Here is a 19,751-nt window from a genome sequence, read left to right as displayed (position 1 = left end):
TTCGACGCCGAAGCTCGTCTCGGTAAGTCTGACCTTCTTCGCTGCAACAATGCGTCCTATTAAACCCGCAAATTCGATAGCATTTGTGGGAACTCACACATTCCCCGCCCCTCTAACACTTAGCACTCGTTGAACCGGAGTGCTAATATCGTGCTTGACTTGCCGTGGCCAGAATCAACCGACGGCCCGGCATACAGCAATTGTTGATAAGGAGCTTATGAGCGTGTCCAATGCGATGACCCTTCCGAATGTACTGAGCTCGGCACCTGCCAAGGCATCGGCAGGCGCGCTGACGTACGCACAGTCGTCCATGTTGACCGGCCAGATCGGCAACATCGATTCCTACATACAAGCAGTGAACCGTATTCCGATGCTGTCGCAAGCAGAGGAACGTCAGTACGCCACCGAATTCCGCGAACAGGGCAACCTGAACGCAGCGCGCCAGCTGGTGCTTTCGCACCTGCGGCTGGTCGTGTCGATCGCCCGCAACTATCTCGGCTACGGCTTGCCGCACGCGGACCTGATCCAGGAAGGCAACATCGGTCTGATGAAAGCCGTGAAGCGTTTCGATCCAGAGCAAAACGTGCGCCTGGTTTCGTATGCCATGCACTGGATCAAGGCCGAGATTCACGAGTACATCCTCCGCAACTGGCGCATGGTCAAGGTCGCGACAACGAAGGCGCAGCGCAAGCTGTTCTTCAATCTGCGCAGCCACAAGACCAGCCATGCGGCATTCACGCCGGACGAAATCGAAGGCCTGGCAAGCGAACTGAACGTGAAGCGCGAGGAAGTCGCGGAGATGGAAACGCGTCTGTCGGGCGGCGACATCGCGCTCGAAGGCCAGGTGGACGACGGCGAGGAAGCTTTCGCGCCCATCGCCTATCTGGCTGACTCGCACAACGAGCCGACCAATGTCATCGCCGCGCGCCAGTTCGACAAGCTGCAAAGCGACGGCCTGGCCGACGCGCTGGAGTCGCTCGACGAGCGCAGCCGCCGCATCATCGAGGCGCGCTGGCTCGACGTGCAGGACGACGGCTCGGGCGGCAAGACGCTGCATGAACTGGCCGACGAATTCGGCGTCTCGGCCGAGCGCATTCGCCAGATCGAGGCCAGCGCCATGAAGAAGATGCGTTCCGCGCTGCACGACTACGCGTAACGCCTGACTGTGCCTTGAGCAGAAACTGCAAGGCCGGCCGTCGCAAGACGGCCGGCCTTTTCTTTTTCCCTTGCGCGGCATGCGGCAAAAGTAACGGCGCCCGCAGGCGCCGTTACGTTACGACAGGTCCATCACCGCATCACGCCGGCAGGGGCGCCGCGCCGCCGCCATGGTTCGACAGACGCGTCGACATCTGCGCCGCATAACGCTGCGCCGCAGCGCCCACGACGATGTGGAACGTATCCGCCGACACCCACGCCACATCCAGCGTCGACAGCCGCTGCCGATCCACCGACGAAGGATCGCGCACGACAACCCGCAAGCGCGTCGCGGCGACGGCATCGAGCGAGGTCACGTTGGTCGCGCCGCCGAACACCGCGAGCCAGCGCAGCGGATCCGGATCGAGCGGGCCCGCGGTTTGATCGCTGCCCATTGCCATAGCGGACGCTGCAACGGCCGCCGCCGGTTGCGCCGGCGCTGACGAGGCCGGCGTCGCGCCACCGACCGACGCATGCTCCAGTTCACCGCGAATTTCATCGGCGATGAGATCCGCTTCCGGCCCGATGATCACCTGCACGCTGGTCGCGCCGCGCTTGAGCACGCCACGCGCGCCAATCGCCTTCAACTGTCCTTCCGACACCTTCTCCGAGTTGACGACCGCGAGACGCAGGCGCGTCGTGCAGGCATCGACGTTCGACAGGTTCGACGCACCGCCCAGCGCAGCGATGTACTTCGAAGCGCGCGAGTTCGCGGCCGACGCGGCCACCGTGCCCGGCAGCGGCGGAATCAGCCCGCCGTCCACGGTTTGAGCGACATCGGTTTCGGCGTCGGTCGTGACCGGTTCACGGCCCGGCGTCGCCATGTTGAAGCGGCGGATGAAGAAGCGGAACAGCCCGTAGTAGATGACGAAGTACACGGCGCCGACCCCGAGCGCCAGCCAGCCGCGCTGCGACAGGCCGTAGTTCAGCACGTAGTCGATCGCGCCCGCCGAAAACGTGAAGCCCAGGTGAATGCCGAGCGCGGAACAGATCGCCAGCGACAGCCCCGTCAGCACCGCGTGAATGCCGTACAGCACCGGCGCCAGGAACATGAAGGTGTACTCGATCGGCTCGGTCACGCCGGTCAGGAACGCGGTCAGGGCCATCGAGAACAGCAGGCCGCCGACCAGCGCGCGGCGCTCCTTCGGCGCTTCGTGAAACATCGCGAGACACGCGGCCGGCAGGCCGAACATCATGATCGGGAAGAAGCCGGTCATGAAGCCGCCCGCGGTCTTGTCGCCGGCGAAGAAACGATGCAGGTCGCCGTGCACGATCGCCCCTCCGTCGGGCGGCGTGAACGAGCCGAACACGAACCAGGCCAGCGAATTGAGGATGTGATGCAGGCCCGTGACGAGCAGGATCCGGTTCAGCACGCCGAACACGAAGGTGCCGAGCGCACCCGCCGTGGTAAGCCAGTTGCCCGCGCCGTCGATGGCCAGCTGCACCGGCTGCCAGATATAGCCGAACACGATGCCGAGTATCAGGCAGGCGACGCCCGTGACAATCGGCACGAAACGCTTGCCGCCGAAGAACGCAAGGTATTCGGGCAGCTTGATGTTCTTGTAGCGGTTGTACAGATAGCCGGCCACCATCCCGGCGATGATCCCCGACAACACGCCCATGTTGAGCTTGTCGTTGATGTCCTTCATCACGGCGACTTCGATCAGATAGCCGATCGCGCCGGCCAGACCCGCCGTGCCGTTGTTGTCCTTCGCGAAACCCACCGCCACGCCGATGGCGAACAGCAGCGGCAGGTTCGTGAAGATGGCGTCGCCGGCGTCAGCGATCATCTTGATGTTGAAGACATCGGGCTGGCCGAGACGCAGAAGCAGTCCGGCCACCGGTAGCACGGCGATCGGCAGCATCAGCGCGCGACCTAGTTGCTGCATTTTCGCAAACGGGTTGGCGTCCATCGGGTTCTCCAAAAATATCGGTCTTGTCGTTACTGCTTCGGGGATGGCCAAAAAGGCTCGCGCGCGACGGACCGCAGGGGACGTTCAGTCCTGCGGCCAGATTTCGCGGCTCGCCGCTCTTACTGCCTGTGCCGATTCGAGCGCGAGGCAATCCTCGGCGCGCTGACGGCAAAGCTGATAGTCGAGATTGCGCACCCGCGCCTTGATGCCGGGCACGGACACCGGATCGACCGACAGTTCGGTCACGCCAAGTCCGACGAGCAAGGGCGCCGCAACCGGATCGCCGCCGAGCGCGCCACACACGCCGACCCACTTGCCGTGCTTCTCCGCGCCCTGCACCGCCGTCTTGATGAGGCGCAGAACGGCCGGATGCAGACCGTCCGACTGCGCGGCGAGATCGGGCTGGCAGCGGTCCATCGCGAGCGTGTACTGGGTGAGATCGTTGGTGCCGATGGACAGAAAATCCGCGTACTTCGCGAGCTGGTCGGCGAGCAGCGCCGCCGACGGCACCTCGATCATCACGCCCACTTCCACCGGTTCCGTACGCCCCGCTTCGCGCGCCAGTTCGTCGATGCGCGCGCGCAGGCGCTGGAGCTCGCCGGAATCGGTGACCATCGGCAGGAGAATGCGCACCGCGCTCGCCGGCTTGACGGCCAGCAGGCCGCGCAACTGGTCGTCGAGCAGATCGGGGCGCACCTGCGCCAGACGAATGCCGCGCAGGCCGAGCGCCGGATTCTCTTCCGGCGGCAGCGTCAGGTAATCGACTTCCTTGTCCGCGCCCACATCCAGCGTGCGGATGATCGCGGTGCGGCCCTGCAAGGCATCGACGATGCCCTGGTAGCTCTCCGCATGCTCCTTGGCCGTCGGCGCCGACTGGCGATGGATGAACAGCAGTTCGGTGCGCAGCAGGCCGATGGCGTCGGCGCCGTTCTCGACGGCGGCCTTCGCGTCATCGAGCGTCGCGATGTTGGCGGCGACTTCGATCGCCCGGCCATCTTTCGTCGAGACCGCCTCCTGCGACAACCGGCGGTTCGCTTCGCGCACGCCGGCCAGACGATCCCGTTCGGCGCGGGCGCGTTCGACATCGACGTCGGTGGGCGCATGCTCCAGACGCCCCGACGAGGCATCGACGACCACCCGCGTACCTTCCGGAATGGCATGCAGCGCGTCACCGATGGCGACCAGCGCCGGAATGCCGATCTGCCGCGCGATGATGGCCGCGTGCGAAGTTGCCCCGCCGCGCGACATCACGAGCGCCGTGACGCGCGTGCGGTCGAGCGAGGCCAGGTCGGAGGGCGTGAATTCGGTCGCGGCCAGCACGGCTTCCTGCGGCAGTTCCGCCGCCACCGTGTTGGTCAGTCCAAGCGCGCGCAGCACGCGCTTGGCGATGTCGCGCAGGTCGGCGGCCCGCTCGGCGAGCAGTTCGTCCTGCACGTTCGAGAGCAAGCCGATCTGCGTCTGGATCGCCTCACGCCATGCAAAGCCCGCGCTCTTGCCGAGGCTGATGAGATCGCGCGCGGCATCGACCAGGGTCGGATCTTCCAGCAGCACGCGATGCACCGCGAAAATGCCTGCCTCACCGACCGCGCCGCGCTGCGAGGCGGTGCGCACGGTCTCGCCGAGTTCGGCATCGACCTGGGCGATGGCGCGATCGAGCGCACGGCTTTCCGCCGCCGACGAACCGCTCGCCTGCTCCGGCGGCACGAGGTCCTGATCGTCCCATCGCACCAGTTTTCCGACCGCGATGCCCGGCGCGGCACACACGCCCGCGAGCGTGTTGGGCGGCAGCGGCTGACCCGCGTCAGCCGTCCGCGCCGTCGACGCGACAGGCGCCGGCGAATGCGTTTGCGCCCGCGCTTCCTCGACTTCGCCATGCGCCTCGCGCAGCAACTCGGCGGCAACGGCATCCACCGCCTGCTGCGCCTGCGCGCCGATGCCGACCAGTTCGACCGTCGCACCGTCGCCCGCACCGAGACTCAGCAAGCCGACCACGCTTTCCACCGGCGCCTTCTTGCCTTCGTAGCGCACTTCCACCTTGGCGTCGAAACCGCGCGCGGCCTCGCGCGCCCGCGCCGCCGGACGCGCATGCAGACCGCCTGCGCTCGCCAGCGTCACGCGGCGGCGTGCCTCTTCCATGATCAGCGCGCCCGAGCGTGCCGTCTCGGCCTGCTCGCCGTCCTTTGCACGCAAGACCAGCAAGCGCGCACCGGACTTCAGCACGCCGCGCCCGGCACGCTCGACGACATCGAACGCGTCGCCGTTGGCAATGGCGATCACGGACACGAGGCTCGGCGCGTGTTGCGCGACGAAATCCGCATTGAACTCGATCAGCGGCTGGCCGGCGCGCACTTCGGCGCCCTGCTCGACCATCGGCGCGAAGCCCTCGCCACCCAGCTCGACCGTGTCGATGCCGATATGCACGAGAATTTCCGCGCCCTCCTTCGTGCGCAGCGTCACCGCGTGATGGGTGCGCGCGAGATGGGTCACGGTGCCGTCGCAGGGCGCGGCCAGCACGTTGTCGAGCGGATCGATGCCGATGCCGTCGCCGAACATGCCCTGCGCGAACACGGGATCCGGCACGTCAGCGAGCGGGACGATCGGGCCGGTGAACGGCGCGAGCAGCACGACGTCGCTCGGGTTATCGGTGGAATGATTCAACAGGGACTCCTCGGCACGGCGCATCGGCTTTCTCACTCAATGGGTTTCGGTGACCTTGTTCAGGTGGCGCGGCGCGTCGGGATTGCGCCCGCGCGCGGCGGCCAGACCCGCGGCCATCACGTAGAACGAAAGGATCGCGGCGATCGGATCCAGCGCCGGATGATCCGTCGCGACGAGCGGCAGCTCCGCCTCGGCAACGTCTTCCGGCGCGGCAAGCAGCACGCGCGCGCCGCGTGCGCGCATGTCGGCGGCAAGCTGGATCAGCCCCGCCTGTTCGGGCCCGCGCGGCGCGAACACGAGCAGCGGATAGTCGCGGTCGATGATTTCCATCGGGCCATGACGCACTTCGGCGCTGGAGAACGCTTCAGCCTGGATGCCCGAGGTTTCCTTGAGCTTGAGCGCAGCTTCTTGCGCAATCGCGAGACCGAGACCTCGGCCGATCACGATCATCCGGTCGATGTTCGTCAGCTCCGTCACCGCGCGCGTCCAGTCGAGCCGGCCCGCGGCACGCAGGGCGTCCGGCAGCGATTCGAGCGCCTTCAGTAGTTCGGCATCGCGTTGCACGTGGGCGACCACGATGGCCGAGAGCGACAGCATCGCGATATAGCTCTTGGTCGCGGCCACCGACAGTTCGGGGCCCGCGAGCAAAGGCAGGAAATATTCGCAGGCGCTTTCGAGCGGCGAACCTTCGACGTTGACGGCCGCGACCGTAAATGCGCCCGCTTGGCGCAATGCCTGCATCGTGCCGACGAGATCCGGGCTCTTGCCCGATTGCGAGAACGCGACGGCCAATTGACCCGACACGCGCAGCGGCGCCTGTTGCAGCGTGGCCACCGACATCGGCAGCGAGGCGACCGGCACGCCGAGGCGGCTCATCGTCAGGCTTGCGAAATAACTGGCGGCGTGATCCGAACTGCCGCGCGCCACGGTCAGCGCGACGTGACGCGGCTGCTCCGCCAGTTTGACGGCGAGCGCCTCGACGCGCGAGGTATCAGCGAGCTGGGCCGCGACGACATCCGCGGCTTGCAGCGCTTCGTTAAGCATATTCGACAATGGATTCTCCTTCGACATACGTGGCGGTCAGCGCGTGGTCCCGGTCGAGCACGACGAGGTCGGCCCATGCGCCGCGCGCAATGCGGCCGCGATCTTCGAGTCCGAGGTAATCGGCGGGATAGCGCGACAGGCGATTCGAGACGTCCGCGAGCGGGATGCCCAGCGAGACGAGATTGCGCAGCGCCTGGTCCATGGTGAGCGTGCTGCCGGCGAGCGTGCCGTCCGCGAGACGCACGCCGCCCATGCACTTGGTCACGTGCTGGCTGCCCAGGCGATATTCGCCGTCGGGCATGCCGGCCGCCGACGTGCTGTCGGTGACCACATACAGACGCGGGATCGCACGCAACGCGGCGCGGATCGCGCCCGGATGCACGTGCAGCAGATCGGGAATGAGCTCGGCGTATTCGGCATGCGCGAGCGCCGCGCCGACCATGCCCGGATCGCGGTGATGCAGCGGCGACATGGCGTTGAACAGATGCGTGAAGCCGCGCGCGCCGTGCTTGAGCGCATTGACGGCGTCGTCATAGGTGCCGAGCGAATGGCCGAGCTGCACGCGCACGCCGCGCGCCGCCATGTCGGAAATGATGTCGAGATGGCCGGAGATTTCCGGCGCGATCGTGACCACGCGAATCGGCGCGAGTTCGAGGTACTTCAGCACCTCGCTGCGCACCGCGACGGCGGCCGCGTCCGGTTGCGCGCCCAGCTTGCCGGGATTGATGTACGGCCCTTCGAGATGCACGCCGAGCACACGTGCGCCGCCCGACGCGCGTCGCTTCGCCTGTTCACCCAGGCCAGCCACGACCTGCATGAGTTCGTCGCGCGGCGCGGTCATGGTCGTGGCGAGCAGGCTCGTCGTGCCATGTTGCGCGTGCTGACGCGTCACGGTGTCGGCGGCGTCGCCGCCTTCCATGATGTCGCGCCCGCCGCCGCCATGTACGTGCAGGTCGATGAAACCCGGCAGGATGTATGGGGCGTCATTCGCGAGCGGATCGACGATGTGCCCTTCGAGCGCCGTCACGCGGCCGTTCTCGAAACGCACCGAGCCGTGGATCCAGCCATCGGTCGTGAGGATGTTTCCTTTCAGCATGAAGTTCTCTGGAAGTACGCGATGCTTGATTGAGGTTCAGTGTCGTCCGCGCCCTGCTGCGAGCAGGCTTCCATCGGATGGAAAGGCGGACGGCTTCCTTCGGTCCTCTCGTTCTGTTCTTTACTGTGGGTGTTGCGGGGCTTGCTGCTGATTTCGCTACCAGGCATTCATTGGTGCAGTTCCGCGACGAAGTCGTAGTAGTCGTCGCGGCAATAGGTATCCGTCAGTTCGATTGCGCGTTGATCCGCCGAGTAGCCGATACGCGTGATCACGAGCAAGGCGGCGCGCGGCGAGACATCCATCAGACGGGCGATGTCCACACTCGCATTCACCGCGCGAAAGTGCTGCAACGCGCGAACCACGGACCGACCGCGCTCCTCCAGATAGCGATACAGCGACAGCCCGATTGCGTCCGGGTCCGGCACCACCGCGACCGGCAGGGTCGATTGCTCCACGGCCATCACGATGCCGTCCGCACGACGCAGACGCTTCAGGCTCGCAACGGACGCACCCGGAGACAGACCCAGACGCACCGTTTCCTCCCGATTCGCTGCGCGAAGTCTGCGATCCAGCCAGACGGAATCGGACTTGAAGCCGCGCTGCTCCATTTTTCGCGTGAAGCCGGTCAGACGGGACAGTGGATCTTCCGTACGTGGCGTGATGAAACTGCCGGCACCGCGCGCGCGGCGGATCAAGCCTTGCTCGACCAGCAGCGCCAGCGCCTTGCGCGCCGTGATGCGCGAAACACCCACCGCTTCCGACAACGTGCGCTCGGCCGGCAACGCCTCGCCCGCGCTCCAGGTGCCCGCATGAATGGCGCTGGCCAGACGCGACGCAAGCTGCAAGTAGAGCGGCGTTGCGCTCTTCGCATCCGGCGTCAATGCCTGCCAATCGTCATCCATCCGCGACCCCGAAAACCTTGAACGGAGCCCATTATATAACCAACATAATACCAGTCAACGCCTGCCCAGCACTTCGCCAAAGTCCATTTTAATTATTTAAAATCAGATATTTATCTCAACTTATTCGCGTTTTTTCGACTTTGACGAACATCAGGATTTACCCGTATCCGCATTCCACTTTTACAAGTGGTTTGCAATGTTGAATTCATTCAACTTTCGGGCATTTTCGTATTCGCATGCCCATTCCTTCTTGGCACAATGCTCACGCTAATTCGGATTCAAAACTAAATTCAATCAAAAATTTTTGAGAGACTACGCGATGGGCCATCCAGATCCGAGCCGGGCCGTTGAAGCAGTGCGTCGCTTCAACCGCTTCTATGCGCGCCACACCGGCGCGCTCCATGAGCGGCTTCACAAGAGTTCGCTTTCTCTTACCGAGATTCGCATCCTTCACGAGCTGGCGCAGCACAAGGCCAGCACGGCGGCGGACCTGTCGCGCAATCTCGGACTGGACACTGGCTATCTCAGCCGGTTGATCAGCAACTTTCAGAAGCTCGGACTGATCGCACGCCGAAAGAACGAGGCGGACGGACGCGCGCATCTGCTGTCCATCACGCCCGAAGCAAAGGCCAAGGTCGACGAGATCGACCTGCATGTTTCCGGCGACACCGCCATGTTGCTGAAGAGGCTCACGTGCGCCGAGATCGAGCAGCTGTGTTCGGCCATGGCGGATGTCGAACGCCTGCTGTCGCCGGCGCGTCCCGATGTCGAAACGCGTCTGCGTGGTCCGCGCGGTGGCGATTTCGGCTGGATGATCGAGCGCCATGCTCACCTGTGCACAGCCGGACGGCCGAAGTTGCACACCGAGGCGTTCGCCGCAAAACTGGTCGCGCGCTTTCTGACGGCGATGCAGGCGAACACGCCGCGCATCGCGTGCTGGGTGGCCGAACAGGACAATGCCACGCGCATCGGCGCAGTCATGCTGACCGAGGCGTCGCAAACCCAGGCGTGCATCGACATGTTGTTCGTCGAGCCGGGTGCGCGCCGTCGTGGACTCGGTGAGCGGATGCTGGCGGCCGCCACCCACTTCGCGCACGGCGCCGGCTATGGACAGGTGATCTGCCGTCTCGAAGAGGCCCAGGAAGACCTGTGCGGACTGTTCCTGCACACGGGCTTCACGCCCGTGCTGGACGACTCGGCAAACCTGATCTGGCAACGTGAATTGCAGCAGTTGTTCGTCGAATGAACCGGTGCGGCATGAAAGGCACAACGGCGTCCCGCGGGACGCCGTTGCTGGTCACGACGGGCAAGGGCGCGAGCCCTTCGGACGCCCTCAGAACGACGGCACCACCGAGCCTTTGAACTCGCTCTTGAGGAACTGGCGCACGTCGTCGGACTGGTAGGCGGCCACGAGTTTCTTCACCCACGGCTGGTCCTTGTCCTTCGCGCGCACGGCGATCAGGTTCGCGTACGGGCTATGCACGTCTTCGAGCGCAATCGCGTCCTTCGTCGGCTGCAGGCCTGCGGCAAGCGCGTAGTTCGTATTGATCGCGGCGGCATCGACGTCGGCGAGCGTGCGCGGCAACTGCGCCGCATCGAGTTCGACGAGCTTGATCTTCTTCGGATTCTCCGCCACGTCGAGCGCGGTCGCGTTGTTGCCGTTCGTGCCGGCACCCGCCTTCAACTTGATCACGCCCTGCGTCTGCAACAGCAGAAGCGCGCGGTTTTCGTTCGACGGATCGTTCGGCACCGCCACCTTCGCGCCCTGCGGCAAGTCCTTCAACGACTTCAGCTTCTTCGAATACACGCCGAACGGCGAGATATAGGTCAGGCCCGCGCTGACGATCTTGTAGCCGCGCTGCTTTATCTGGCTGTCGAGATAGGGCTGATGCTGGAAACTGTTGGCGTCGAGATCGCCTGCGTCGAGCGCGGCGTTCGGCTGCACGTAGTCGTTGAACTCGATGACCTTCACGTTGAGCCCTTCGCGCTTCGCTACCTTCTGGACGACTTGCCAGATCTGCGCGTCCGGGCCACCGATGGTGCCAACCTTGATGACCTTGTCATCCGCGTGCGCGGCGGCGCTCGCGAACAACGCGGCGGACGTGAGGGCGGTAAGAGCTTTGAGCAAATTTCTGCGCTGCATGGTGTTCCTGTTTCGATGATGCGTGGCTTGCGTGTTGGCGCTCATGAATGATGCGCGAAGGGTCACGGATGTTCGCACAGCGCTGGTGCAAACTGAAATACCGTTTGCTCATGTCTTTATCACGCGCGTCATGACGCGGCTAGAATCGCGACACAAGAACACTCTTTCGCTCACGCAGGAGGCGAACACATCATGTATCTGATCAACCTGCGCTACACCGGCGCGCTGGCCGAAATCGACGACGCACTCGACGCCCACCGCGTGTTCCTCGAACGCTATTTCGCCGCGGGCGTGTTCGTCATCGCGGGGCCGAAGGTGCCGCGCGATGGCGGCGTGATTGTGGCGTCGGGCATCGAACGTGAGCAGCTCGACGCGATCCTCGCCGAGGACCCGTTCGCGCGGCAGAAGCTCGTGCATTACGAGATCACCGAGTTCAAGGCCACGCGGCTTGCACCGGGGCTGAACCTGCCCGTGCCTTCTTCCGACGCATGAGAAAACGGCCCGTCGAGCGGGCCGTTTGCAGCATCAGTCGATCAGCAGCTTCAGGTCGTGCACCCAGGGCTCGACGCCCTGGCCGTCACGCGCGAAGAGACGCAGCTTGCCGTCCTTGTCGAAGACGTAGCTGGCAGCAGTGTGATCCATCGTGTAGTCGTCGGCCGTCTTGCCCGCCGACTTCGCGTAGTACACGCGAAAATCCTTGGCGACCTGCGCGAGCTGCGCGTCGCTATCGGGCCGCAGGCCGATGAACGATGGATTGAAGGCCGCAACGTACTGACCCAGCAGTTCAGGTGTGTCGCGTGCGGGATCGACCGTCACCATCAGCACCTGCACGTCCTTCGCCTTGTCGCCGAGCTGTTGCAGCGCTTGCGAGAGTTCGGCGAGCGTGGTCGGGCAGACGTCGGGACAATGCGTGTAGCCGAAGAACAGCACGACAGCCTTGCCCTTGAAATCACCGAGCGTACGCGTCTTCCCATGCGTGTCGGGCAGCGAGAAGGCGCTGCCGAACTGCTTGTTGCCGGTGATGTCGAGATTCTTGAAATCGGGCGCTTTCTCGCAGGCGGAAAGCAGCGCTGCAAGGAATAGCAGCGCGAGCAGGCGACGCAAACCGGCCATCATGCCCCGATCACCGTGCGCACGTAATGATCGACGAGCAGCGCGCCGAACAGCAGCGACAGATACACGATGGAATAGCGGAAGGTCCTGCGCGCGAGGGCATCGGAGTAGTTGCGATACATCTTCCATGCATAGCCGATGAACCCCGCTCCAAGCGCGATCGCACTCGCCAGATACACGACGCCGCTCATGCCGGAGATGTACGGCATCAGCGTGACGGCGAACAGCACCAGCGTGTACAGGAAGATGTTGAGCAGCGTGTACTTCTCGCCATGCGTGACCGGCAACATGGGCAGGCCGGCGTTCTCATAGTCCTTGCGGCGATACAGCGCGAGCGCCCAGAAATGCGGCGGCGTCCAGACGAAGATGATCAGCACGAGAATCCATGCGTCGCCGGGCACGGCGCCCGTGACCGCGGCCCAGCCGAGCGCGGGCGGCATGGCGCCGGATGCGCCGCCGATCACGATGTTCTGCGGCGTGTACGGCTTGAGCAACAGCGTATAGATGACCGCATAACCGACGAAGGTGGCAAGGGTGAGCCACATCGTGAGCGGATTGGTGAAGCGATAGAGCGTCCCCATGCCGATGCCGCCCAGCACCGCCGAGAACCACAGGATCTGCGCGGTGGTGATCTGGCCGCGCGCGGAAGGACGCCACGCGGTGCGACGCATCTTGGCATCGACCTTCTGCTCGACGAGACAGTTGATGGCGAAAGCCGCGCCCGCCAGCAGCCAGATGCCGACGGCGCCGCCAATCAGCTTGTCCCACGGCACCATGCCGGGCGTGGACAGGAACATGCCGATGACGGCACAGAACACCGCGAGTTGCGTGACGCGCGGCTTGGTCAGCGCGAGATACTGCGCCGCGCGGCTACCGATGGGGGAGTTGAGAGTCGTGCTGTCCATGATGTGGAGTCACGCTGAAACGACGTCGCGCGCGGGAAGCGTGGCGCGGCCGGGACGGCTGGAAGAGATTCGAAAGTTTAGCATAACGAGTAGCAGCAACAGGATCGCGGCGCCGCCGTTGTGCGCGACGGCGATGGGCAGCGGCCATTGCAGCACGATGTTCGACAGGCCGGTCAGGAACTGGATCACGATCACGAACAATACGCCGTTCGCGGGCTTGCGCAGCGATTCGAATCGTCGCAGGCGGCTCGCGAGCCACAGCAGGTACACCACCACGACCACCGCAAACGTGCGGTGCGTCCAGTGGATCGCGACCAGCGCGTCCTGCGAGATCACATCGCCGTCGCCGGTCATGCCGAGCGCGCGCCACAGATGGAAGCCGTGCTCGAAGTTCATCGGCGGAATCCATTGACCGTTGCACAGCGGGAAGTCGGTACAGGCGAGCACCGCGTAGTTCGTGCTGACCCAGCCGCCCAGTGCAATCTGCACGACCAGCAACAGCAAGCCGAACATCGCGGCGGGCATCCAGCGCGCGGCGGCGCTGTCGAGGGACGGAATCGGCGTCATGCGCGCAGCCAGCCAGCCGAGCACGCCGAGCAGCGCCAGTCCGAGCAGCAGATGCGTGGTGACGATCACCGGCTGCAGCTTGAGCGTGACCGTCCACGCGCCGAACGCGCCTTGCAGCAGGATCAGCGCCAGGATGCCGGTCGGCCACCATGGCGACACGTGCAGCGGCCGCTTCCTGATGCGCGCCGTCCACGCAATGATCGTCTGCGCGATGATCAGCACGCCGATCGCCATCGCGAAGTAACGGTGCAGCATCTCGATCCATGCCTTCATCATGCTGACGGGACCGGTGGGCATCGCGTGATAGGCGGCGGCGATCTGCGCATGCGCGATGAACGGCGACGACGTGCCGTAGCAGCCCGGCCAGTCGGGGCAGCCGAGGCCCGAATCGGTCAGGCGCGTGAAACCGCCGAACATGATGAGGTCGAGCGTCAGGAACGTCGTGAGCCAGACGAGCTTGCGGAACTTGCCGTCATCGGCCTTGACCCACACGTAGGACAGCGGCAGCAGCGCGATGCACACGCCGATCAGCCCCAGTTGCAATAGAAACATGCTCTCTTACCCTTGCACTTCAGTATCAGGCGGGCATCAACCGATCCGCGACCACTTCAACAGCTTGGCCACGTCCGCATTGATCTTCTTCGGATCGGGGTTCTTCGGGAAACGCATCATCAGGTTGCCGTTCGGATCGACGAGATAGATGTGGTCCGTGAGCTTCGTGCCGTCATCGACGGGCAGCCACGCGGCCAGCGCTTTCTCGTCGGCGACCAGCATGCGCGTGTCGGGTTGCGGATAGGCGGCCTTGATGACGTCGGAGACCGGTTTGTCATCGGTACGCAGCCACACGTTGACCACGCGCTCGCGCTCGCCCGACTGCAGCACGCGCACCTGGCGCATGAAGTACAGGCGCGTCACGCATTGCTCGTCGCACGCGCTACCGTTCACGGTGACCATCAGCCATTTGCCTTCGAGCGACTTGAGCGGCACGCTCTGGCCTTGCTCGTTCGTCACGACGAGCTGCGATGGAATCGGCCGCTGCGGCTCGACCAGCGCGCCGTAGCTCGACGTGCCGCCCGCGGGCTTGAACACGTAATACATCAGATAGGACGCGATCACCGGCGCCGCGCACACGAGCGCCAGCAAGATCAGCATCCAGCGTCCGCTGGTCCAGGAGCCTTGTCTGGCCGTGCGTTGCCGTGCGCGGGGGGACTTGTCGGGGTCGGTGTCGGCGGCGGTGGAGCGTTGTGTTTGCATCGATGGAACGTGCCTCGGTTCTTCGGTTGTCAGGCGTGGTGTTCGGCTTCTTCGTCGAGCGCGTCGCGTGTCGTGCCTTTCTTCGCGGCGCGCCGCGCGGCATACAGCCCGAAGCCGACCGCCGCCGCCGCCATGCCCCACCACTGGAACATGTAGCCATAGTTGCGGTCGACGCCCAGTGTCGGCGCGGGCCAGTCGCGCACGAGCTTGTCGCCGGTGTCGTTGGTCTGCTGGATCACGAACGGCTGGAACGGCAGACCGGTTTCGGCGGCATACGCGCGGATGTCCAGGTTCTGCCGGATCTCCTTGTGCGCGGCTGAGCCGCCATGTCCCAGTTCGAAAGCCTGCGACGCATTGGCGCGGGCGATGCCCTGCACGTCGACGACACCTTTCGGCGTGTCGTACACCTCGATGCCCGTGCGGTCCGCCATGTTGCGCGGCAACCAGCCGCGATTCACGAGCACATAGCCGCCGTTCTCGAGTTTAAGCGGCATCACGACATAAAAGCCCGGCTGGTCGTTATACGGACGATTGTCCAGATACACGACGCGTTCCGGCATGAACTCCCCGCGCGCCTCGACGCGATGGAATTCGATCGACTTGAGCGGCAGCGGCTCGACGCCGACGGTCTGCGCTGGCGCATGTTCGAACGCGAGGATGTGCGCGTTGAGCGCTTCCTTCTGATGGGCGCGGTCGCGCTGCCAGAAACCCAGCCGCACCGTCACCGCGACGACGATCAGGATGAGGAGCGTGGGCCAGAAACGAATCTTCATGCGGCAAGCCTTACCGCCGGCATCCGCTTAGGCGATGCACGGCACAATCCGTCGGGTGACATAATGGGATGTTTCGATTCCATAGTGCTCGAGGTGGTTCCTGAGGTGATCCCGAAGTGTCACCAACCGGATCCATGAGCAAACATCGCTGGCTGGTTTCATGCACATCTTCGTTGCTATCGCATTCATCCTGATCATCGGCAGCCTGGGCTCGGCGCTCTACTTCATGATGACCGACAAGGGCCGCACCAAGCGGATGGTCTGGTCGCTCGCCGCGCGCGTCGGCCTGTCCATCTCGCTGTTCCTCTTCATCCTGTTCGCTCACTGGATGGGCTGGATTCAATCGTCGGGCATTCCGATCGGACGATAACGCCGTTACGGGCCTCACTCGCGAGGCCTATTGTCGCGCCCCGCTTTCCCTGCCCTTCAAACGACAACGCCGCCCCTGTGGACTTCGAGGGCGGCGTGTTGATCACTGCTTCTGTGCTCTCTGAGTCCAGCGCGCCGCCGGACCCGCATCGCGAACGACGCAGCGCGCCGTTCTGCTTCCAGTCTTCTTACAGCCAGTAGACGACGACGTACAGCCCCAGCCACACGACGTCGACGAAGTGCCAGTACCACGCGGCGCCTTCGAATGCGAAGTGGTGCTCCGCCGTGAAGTGGCCGCGGATCAGACGCACCGTCACCACCGCCAGCATCGTGCCACCGAGGAACACGTGGAAGCCGTGGAAGCCGGTCAGCAGGAAGAACGTCGAGCCATACACGCCGGAATTGAGCGTCAGGTTCAGTTCGTTATACGCGTGGAAGTATTCGTAACCCTGGCAGAACAGGAAGATCACGCCGAGCAGCACCGTCGCGCTCAGCCAGATGATCGCCTTCTTGCGATGGTCTTCACGCAGCGCGTGGTGAGCCACCGTCAACGTAGCGCCGGACGACAGCAGCAGCGCGGTGTTGATGGTCGGCAGGGGCCACGGCACCATCGCGCGGAAATGCGGCACGAGCGCGGCGGGACCGTTGTTCGGCCAGACGGCGCTGAAGTCCGGCCAGATCAGCTTGTAGTCGAGGCTGCCGAGTTCGTGCAGCGCGATCTGCCGCGCGTAGAACAGCGCGCCGAAGAATGCCGCGAAGAACATGACTTCCGAGAAGATGAACCAGCTCATGCTCCAGCGGTACGACACATCCACGCGCTTGCCGTACATGCCGCCTTCGGATTCGGAGATGGCGTCGCCGAACCAGTGCCACAGCACGAACAGCACGAACAGCAGGCCGATGAACGTGCCCGCAGGCCCGAAGCTATGACCGTTCACCCACGATGCCAGCGACGCCAGCATGACCAGCAGGCCGGTGGCAGCCATCACCGGATGCCGCGACGGATGCGGCACGAAATAGTACGGGCTCTCGTTTTGACCGCTCATTGTTGATTCTCCACTTCGATCCAGTTGCTTGAATTTTCTTTTCCCGCCGAGCGCATGGCTGGGCCACGTCCCGGCGTTCCGTCTATCCCACTACCGCGCGCACGATCAGCAGCAACACGACGATGAACAGCACCGCGCCGATGACGCCTGCCGCGATCAGATGCAGCGGGTTCAGCTGGGCCGCATCGCTTTCCAGGTCCGCGCGCCGGCGTACGCCGAAGAACGACCAGAACACGGCCTTCATGAGCTTGAGGAAACCACCCTTCGGCGAATCCGCGCTCATGGCCGTCAGGTTCCTTTCTCGACTGTCTTCGGCGCATCCAGCTCGAAGAACGTGTACGACAAGGTGATCGTCCTGATGTCCTTCGGCAGCTTCGGGTCGACGACGAACACCACCGGCAGGCGCTTGGTTTCGTTCGGGCCGAGCGTCTGCTGCGTGAAGCAGAAACATTCGATCTTGTTGAAATACTCGGTGGCCTGCTTCGGGGCATAGCTCGGGATGGCCTGCGCCTTCACCGTGCGGCCCTGCTGGTTGGTCACCTGATACATCACCGTCATCACTTCGCCGGGGTGAATGTCCAGCGTGTTCTGCTCCGGCTTGAACTGCAGCGGACCGCGCGCGTTCGCATCGAACTCGATGGACACCGTGCGGCTCGCATCCACCTGCGTGTTCTTCGCCTCGCGTGCGCTGACGTCGCGCTGCACGAGGTTGTTGATGCCGGTGACTTCGCAGATGGCCTTGTACATCGGCACCAGCGCGAAGCCGAAGCCGAACATCAGCGCGGCCACGACGAACAGCTTGACGAGCATCGACCGGTTGAACGACCGGTCGACATGCGAATTTTCCTGCGGAGTAGACACTTGGCTTTCCTACCCTCGTGACAACAGGTACTGCCTGACGACGATACCCACAAAGAAAACGGCGGCAATCAACACCATGATGATTCCGAGCCGCTTGTTGCCCGCGCGGATTTCTTCGGGCGTGCGTCTTTTTTGTGGATCCGGGGCCATGCTTTCCTTACTTTTGGTTCGCGGGGCGCTCGTGAGAGCCGCCCCGCGAAACTTCAGACTCTTTTTACTCGACCGTCGGCGGATGCTCGAAGGTATGGAACGGCGCCGGGCTCGGCACGGTCCATTCGAGGCCTTCCGCGCCATCCCACGGCTTGTCGCTCGCCTTCTCCAGCTCGCCGCCGCCACGATACGTCGGCAACGCGACCGCGAACAGGAAGTACACCTGCGCCAGGCCGAAGCCGAACGCGCCGATGGTCGCGATCTGGTTGAAGTCGGTGAACTGCGCCGGGTAGTCCGCATAGCGGCGCGGCATGCCCGCGAGACCCAGGAAGTGCATCGGGAAGAACGTGATGTTGAAGAAGATCATCGACGCCCAGAAGTGGATCTTGCCGCGCATCTCGTTGTACATCCAGCCGGTCCACTTCGGCGCCCAGTAGTACCAGCCCGAGAACAGCGCGAACAGCGAACCCGCCACCAGCACGTAGTGGAAGTGCGCCACCACGTAATAGGTGCCGTGCATCTGGATGTCGAGCGGCGCCATCGAGAGGATCAGGCCCGTGAAGCCGCCCATCGTGAACACGAACAGGAAGCCGATCGCGAACAGCATCGGGGTTTCGAAGCTCAGCGCGCCGCGCCACATCGTGGCCACCCAGTTGAACACCTTCACGCCCGTCGGCACGGCGATCAGCATCGTGGCGTACATGAAGAACAGCTGGCCCGTCACCGGCATGCCGGTCGCGAACATGTGGTGCGCCCAGACCATGAACGACAGGATCGCGATCGATGCCGTTGCATACACCATCGAGCTATAGCCGAACAGCGGCTTGCGCGAGAACGCCGGGATCACCTGCGACACGATCCCGAACGCCGGCAAGATCATGATGTACACCTCGGGGTGACCGAAGAACCAGAAAATGTGCTGGTACATCACCGGATCGCCGCCGCCCGCCGCGTTGAAGAACGACGTGCCGAAGTGACGGTCGAACAGCACCATCGTAATGGCGCCCGCCAGAACCGGCATCACGGCGATCAGCAGGTACGCGGTGATCAGCCAGGTCCACGCGAACATCGGCATCTTCATGAGCGTCATGCCCGGCGCGCGCATGTTGAGGATGGTCACGACGATGTTGATGCCGCCCATGATCGACGACGCGCCCATGATGTGGACCGCGAAAATCGCGAAGTCCATGCCCGGGCCCATCTGCGTGGAGAGCGGTGCGTACAGCGTCCAGCCCGCGGCGGTCGCGCCGCCCGGTGCGAAGAACGAGCCGACCAGCAGCACGGCGGCGGCCGGCAGCAGCCAGAAGCTGAAGTTGTTCATCCGAGCGAACGCCATGTCCGATGCGCCGATCTGCAGCGGCACCATCCAGTTCGCGAAACCGACGAACGCCGGCATGATCGCGCCGAACACCATGATGAGGCCGTGCATGGTGGTCAGCTGATTGAAGAACTCGGGACGCATGATCTGCAGGCCCGGCTCGAACAACTCGGCACGAATGCCGAGCGCCATCACGCCTCCGGAGAGGAACATGATGAAGGAGAACAACAGGTACAGCGTACCGATGTCCTTGTGGTTGGTAGCGAAAAGCCAGCGGCGCCAGCCATGCGGCAACTCGTGCGCATGGTCATCGTGCGCGTGGTCGTGGCCTGCGCCTACATCGTGTCCGATGCTAGACATGACAATCATCTCCTAAAGCGAATACTCGGGGCACTTGGCAATGACGCGTGGTTTTCCGTTGCGGGTTCGCGAAGGAAAACAGCAC

Annotated in this window: 20 protein-coding genes; 4 read left to right on the top strand and 16 right to left on the bottom strand. The window is 64.1% G+C overall.

Features of this window, described 5'->3' with window-relative positions:
- The first annotated feature begins 223 nt into the window (after nt 1-223).
- On the top strand, nt 224-1,156 hold the full coding sequence (gene rpoH, locus QCE88_RS02680; RefSeq protein WP_309833658.1) for an RNA polymerase sigma factor RpoH: 933 nt from the start codon (nt 224-226) through the stop codon (nt 1,154-1,156).
- Nucleotides 1,157-1,295: 139 nt separating this feature from the next.
- Here rpoH and nagE read toward each other — a convergent pair whose 3' ends face one another.
- The 5 genes from nagE to QCE88_RS02655 all read right to left on the bottom strand — a co-directional run bounded on the left by nagE (nt 1,296) and on the right by QCE88_RS02655 (nt 8,807).
- On the bottom strand, nt 1,296-3,107 hold the full coding sequence (gene nagE / locus QCE88_RS02675) for an N-acetylglucosamine-specific PTS transporter subunit IIBC (RefSeq protein ID WP_309898941.1): 1,812 nt from the start codon (nt 3,105-3,107) through the stop codon (nt 1,296-1,298).
- 84 nt (nt 3,108-3,191) lie between these two features.
- Complete coding sequence (gene ptsP / locus QCE88_RS02670; RefSeq protein ID WP_309903345.1) at nt 3,192-5,789, bottom strand: phosphoenolpyruvate--protein phosphotransferase; 2,598 nt, start codon at nt 5,787-5,789, stop codon at nt 3,192-3,194.
- A 12-nt stretch (nt 5,790-5,801) separates the two neighbouring features.
- Nucleotides 5,802-6,809, bottom strand: coding sequence for an SIS domain-containing protein (locus tag QCE88_RS02665; RefSeq protein WP_309903343.1), 1,008 nt, complete (start codon nt 6,807-6,809; stop codon nt 5,802-5,804).
- Nucleotides 6,802-7,905: an N-acetylglucosamine-6-phosphate deacetylase gene (gene nagA / locus QCE88_RS02660; protein ID WP_309898939.1), complete on the bottom strand. Its 1,104-nt coding sequence runs from the start codon at nt 7,903-7,905 to the stop codon at nt 6,802-6,804. The genes QCE88_RS02665 and nagA overlap by 8 nt, the downstream gene beginning before the upstream one ends.
- A 167-nt stretch (nt 7,906-8,072) precedes the next feature.
- Nucleotides 8,073-8,807, bottom strand: a complete 735-nt coding sequence (locus tag QCE88_RS02655; RefSeq protein ID WP_309898937.1) for a GntR family transcriptional regulator — start codon at nt 8,805-8,807, stop codon at nt 8,073-8,075.
- 319 nt (nt 8,808-9,126) lie between these two features.
- Here QCE88_RS02655 and QCE88_RS02650 point away from each other — a divergent pair, with 319 nt between their 5' ends.
- The gene (locus QCE88_RS02650; RefSeq protein WP_309898935.1) at nt 9,127-10,053 is read left to right on the top strand and encodes a bifunctional helix-turn-helix transcriptional regulator/GNAT family N-acetyltransferase; all 927 of its coding nucleotides are present in this window, start codon (nt 9,127-9,129) and stop codon (nt 10,051-10,053) included.
- 87 nt (nt 10,054-10,140) lie between these two features.
- Here the strand turns inward: QCE88_RS02650 and QCE88_RS02645 are convergent, their stop codons facing one another.
- Nucleotides 10,141-10,950, bottom strand: coding sequence for a MetQ/NlpA family lipoprotein (locus QCE88_RS02645; RefSeq protein WP_309898933.1), 810 nt, complete (start codon nt 10,948-10,950; stop codon nt 10,141-10,143).
- A gap of 192 nt (nt 10,951-11,142) precedes the next feature.
- Here QCE88_RS02645 and QCE88_RS02640 point away from each other — a divergent pair, with 192 nt between their 5' ends.
- Nucleotides 11,143-11,442, top strand: a complete 300-nt coding sequence (locus QCE88_RS02640; RefSeq protein ID WP_309898931.1) for a YciI family protein — start codon at nt 11,143-11,145, stop codon at nt 11,440-11,442.
- A 33-nt stretch (nt 11,443-11,475) separates the two neighbouring features.
- On the opposite strand, the gene QCE88_RS02635 is transcribed toward QCE88_RS02640, so the two are convergent.
- The 5 genes from QCE88_RS02635 to QCE88_RS02615 are packed head-to-tail and all read right to left on the bottom strand — an operon-like array spanning nt 11,476 to nt 15,562.
- Complete coding sequence (locus tag QCE88_RS02635) at nt 11,476-12,066, bottom strand: SCO family protein (protein WP_309898929.1); 591 nt, start codon at nt 12,064-12,066, stop codon at nt 11,476-11,478.
- On the bottom strand, nt 12,063-12,968 hold the full coding sequence (gene cyoE / locus QCE88_RS02630) for a heme o synthase (protein ID WP_309898927.1): 906 nt from the start codon (nt 12,966-12,968) through the stop codon (nt 12,063-12,065). The genes QCE88_RS02635 and cyoE overlap by 4 nt, the downstream gene beginning before the upstream one ends.
- A 9-nt stretch (nt 12,969-12,977) precedes the next feature.
- Nucleotides 12,978-14,087, bottom strand: a complete 1,110-nt coding sequence (locus QCE88_RS02625; RefSeq protein ID WP_309898926.1) for a COX15/CtaA family protein — start codon at nt 14,085-14,087, stop codon at nt 12,978-12,980.
- A 36-nt stretch (nt 14,088-14,123) separates the two neighbouring features.
- Complete coding sequence (locus QCE88_RS02620) at nt 14,124-14,789, bottom strand: SCO family protein (RefSeq protein WP_409018027.1); 666 nt, start codon at nt 14,787-14,789, stop codon at nt 14,124-14,126.
- A gap of 29 nt (nt 14,790-14,818) precedes the next feature.
- Entirely contained in the window at nt 14,819-15,562 is a 744-nt protein-coding gene (locus tag QCE88_RS02615; RefSeq protein ID WP_309898923.1) for an SURF1 family protein, read from the bottom strand.
- A 160-nt stretch (nt 15,563-15,722) separates the two neighbouring features.
- On the opposite strand from QCE88_RS02615, the gene QCE88_RS02610 reads away from it, so the two are divergent.
- Nucleotides 15,723-15,932: a twin transmembrane helix small protein gene (locus QCE88_RS02610; RefSeq protein WP_309830243.1), complete on the top strand. Its 210-nt coding sequence runs from the start codon at nt 15,723-15,725 to the stop codon at nt 15,930-15,932.
- 187 nt (nt 15,933-16,119) lie between these two features.
- Here the strand turns inward: QCE88_RS02610 and QCE88_RS02605 are convergent, their stop codons facing one another.
- The 5 genes from QCE88_RS02605 to ctaD all read right to left on the bottom strand — a co-directional run bounded on the left by QCE88_RS02605 (nt 16,120) and on the right by ctaD (nt 19,666).
- Nucleotides 16,120-16,977: a cytochrome c oxidase subunit 3 gene (locus QCE88_RS02605; protein WP_309830240.1), complete on the bottom strand. Its 858-nt coding sequence runs from the start codon at nt 16,975-16,977 to the stop codon at nt 16,120-16,122.
- Nucleotides 16,978-17,059: 82 nt separating this feature from the next.
- Nucleotides 17,060-17,260 (bottom strand): DUF2970 domain-containing protein, encoded by a 201-nt coding sequence (locus QCE88_RS02600; protein WP_309807096.1) that lies wholly within the window; start codon nt 17,258-17,260, stop codon nt 17,060-17,062.
- 5 nt (nt 17,261-17,265) lie between these two features.
- Nucleotides 17,266-17,838 carry a cytochrome c oxidase assembly protein gene (locus QCE88_RS02595; RefSeq protein ID WP_309898921.1) on the bottom strand — a complete coding sequence of 191 codons (573 nt, stop codon included), beginning with the start codon at nt 17,836-17,838 and terminating at the stop codon, nt 17,266-17,268.
- 9 nt (nt 17,839-17,847) lie between these two features.
- Nucleotides 17,848-17,988, bottom strand: coding sequence for a cytochrome oxidase small assembly protein (locus QCE88_RS02590; protein ID WP_309807094.1), 141 nt, complete (start codon nt 17,986-17,988; stop codon nt 17,848-17,850).
- Between the two features lie 64 nt (nt 17,989-18,052).
- A complete protein-coding gene (ctaD, locus tag QCE88_RS02585; protein ID WP_309807093.1) occupies nt 18,053-19,666 on the bottom strand; it encodes a cytochrome c oxidase subunit I in 1,614 nt (537 codons plus the stop codon).
- Between the last annotated feature and the right edge of the window lie 85 nt (nt 19,667-19,751).

It is taken from the genome of Caballeronia sp. LZ035, from assembly GCF_031451175.1.
GTDB lineage: Bacteria > Pseudomonadota > Gammaproteobacteria > Burkholderiales > Burkholderiaceae > Caballeronia.
The sequence above is the reverse complement of the archived record's forward strand: the minus strand, read 5'-3'. Positions and strand labels throughout refer to the sequence as shown.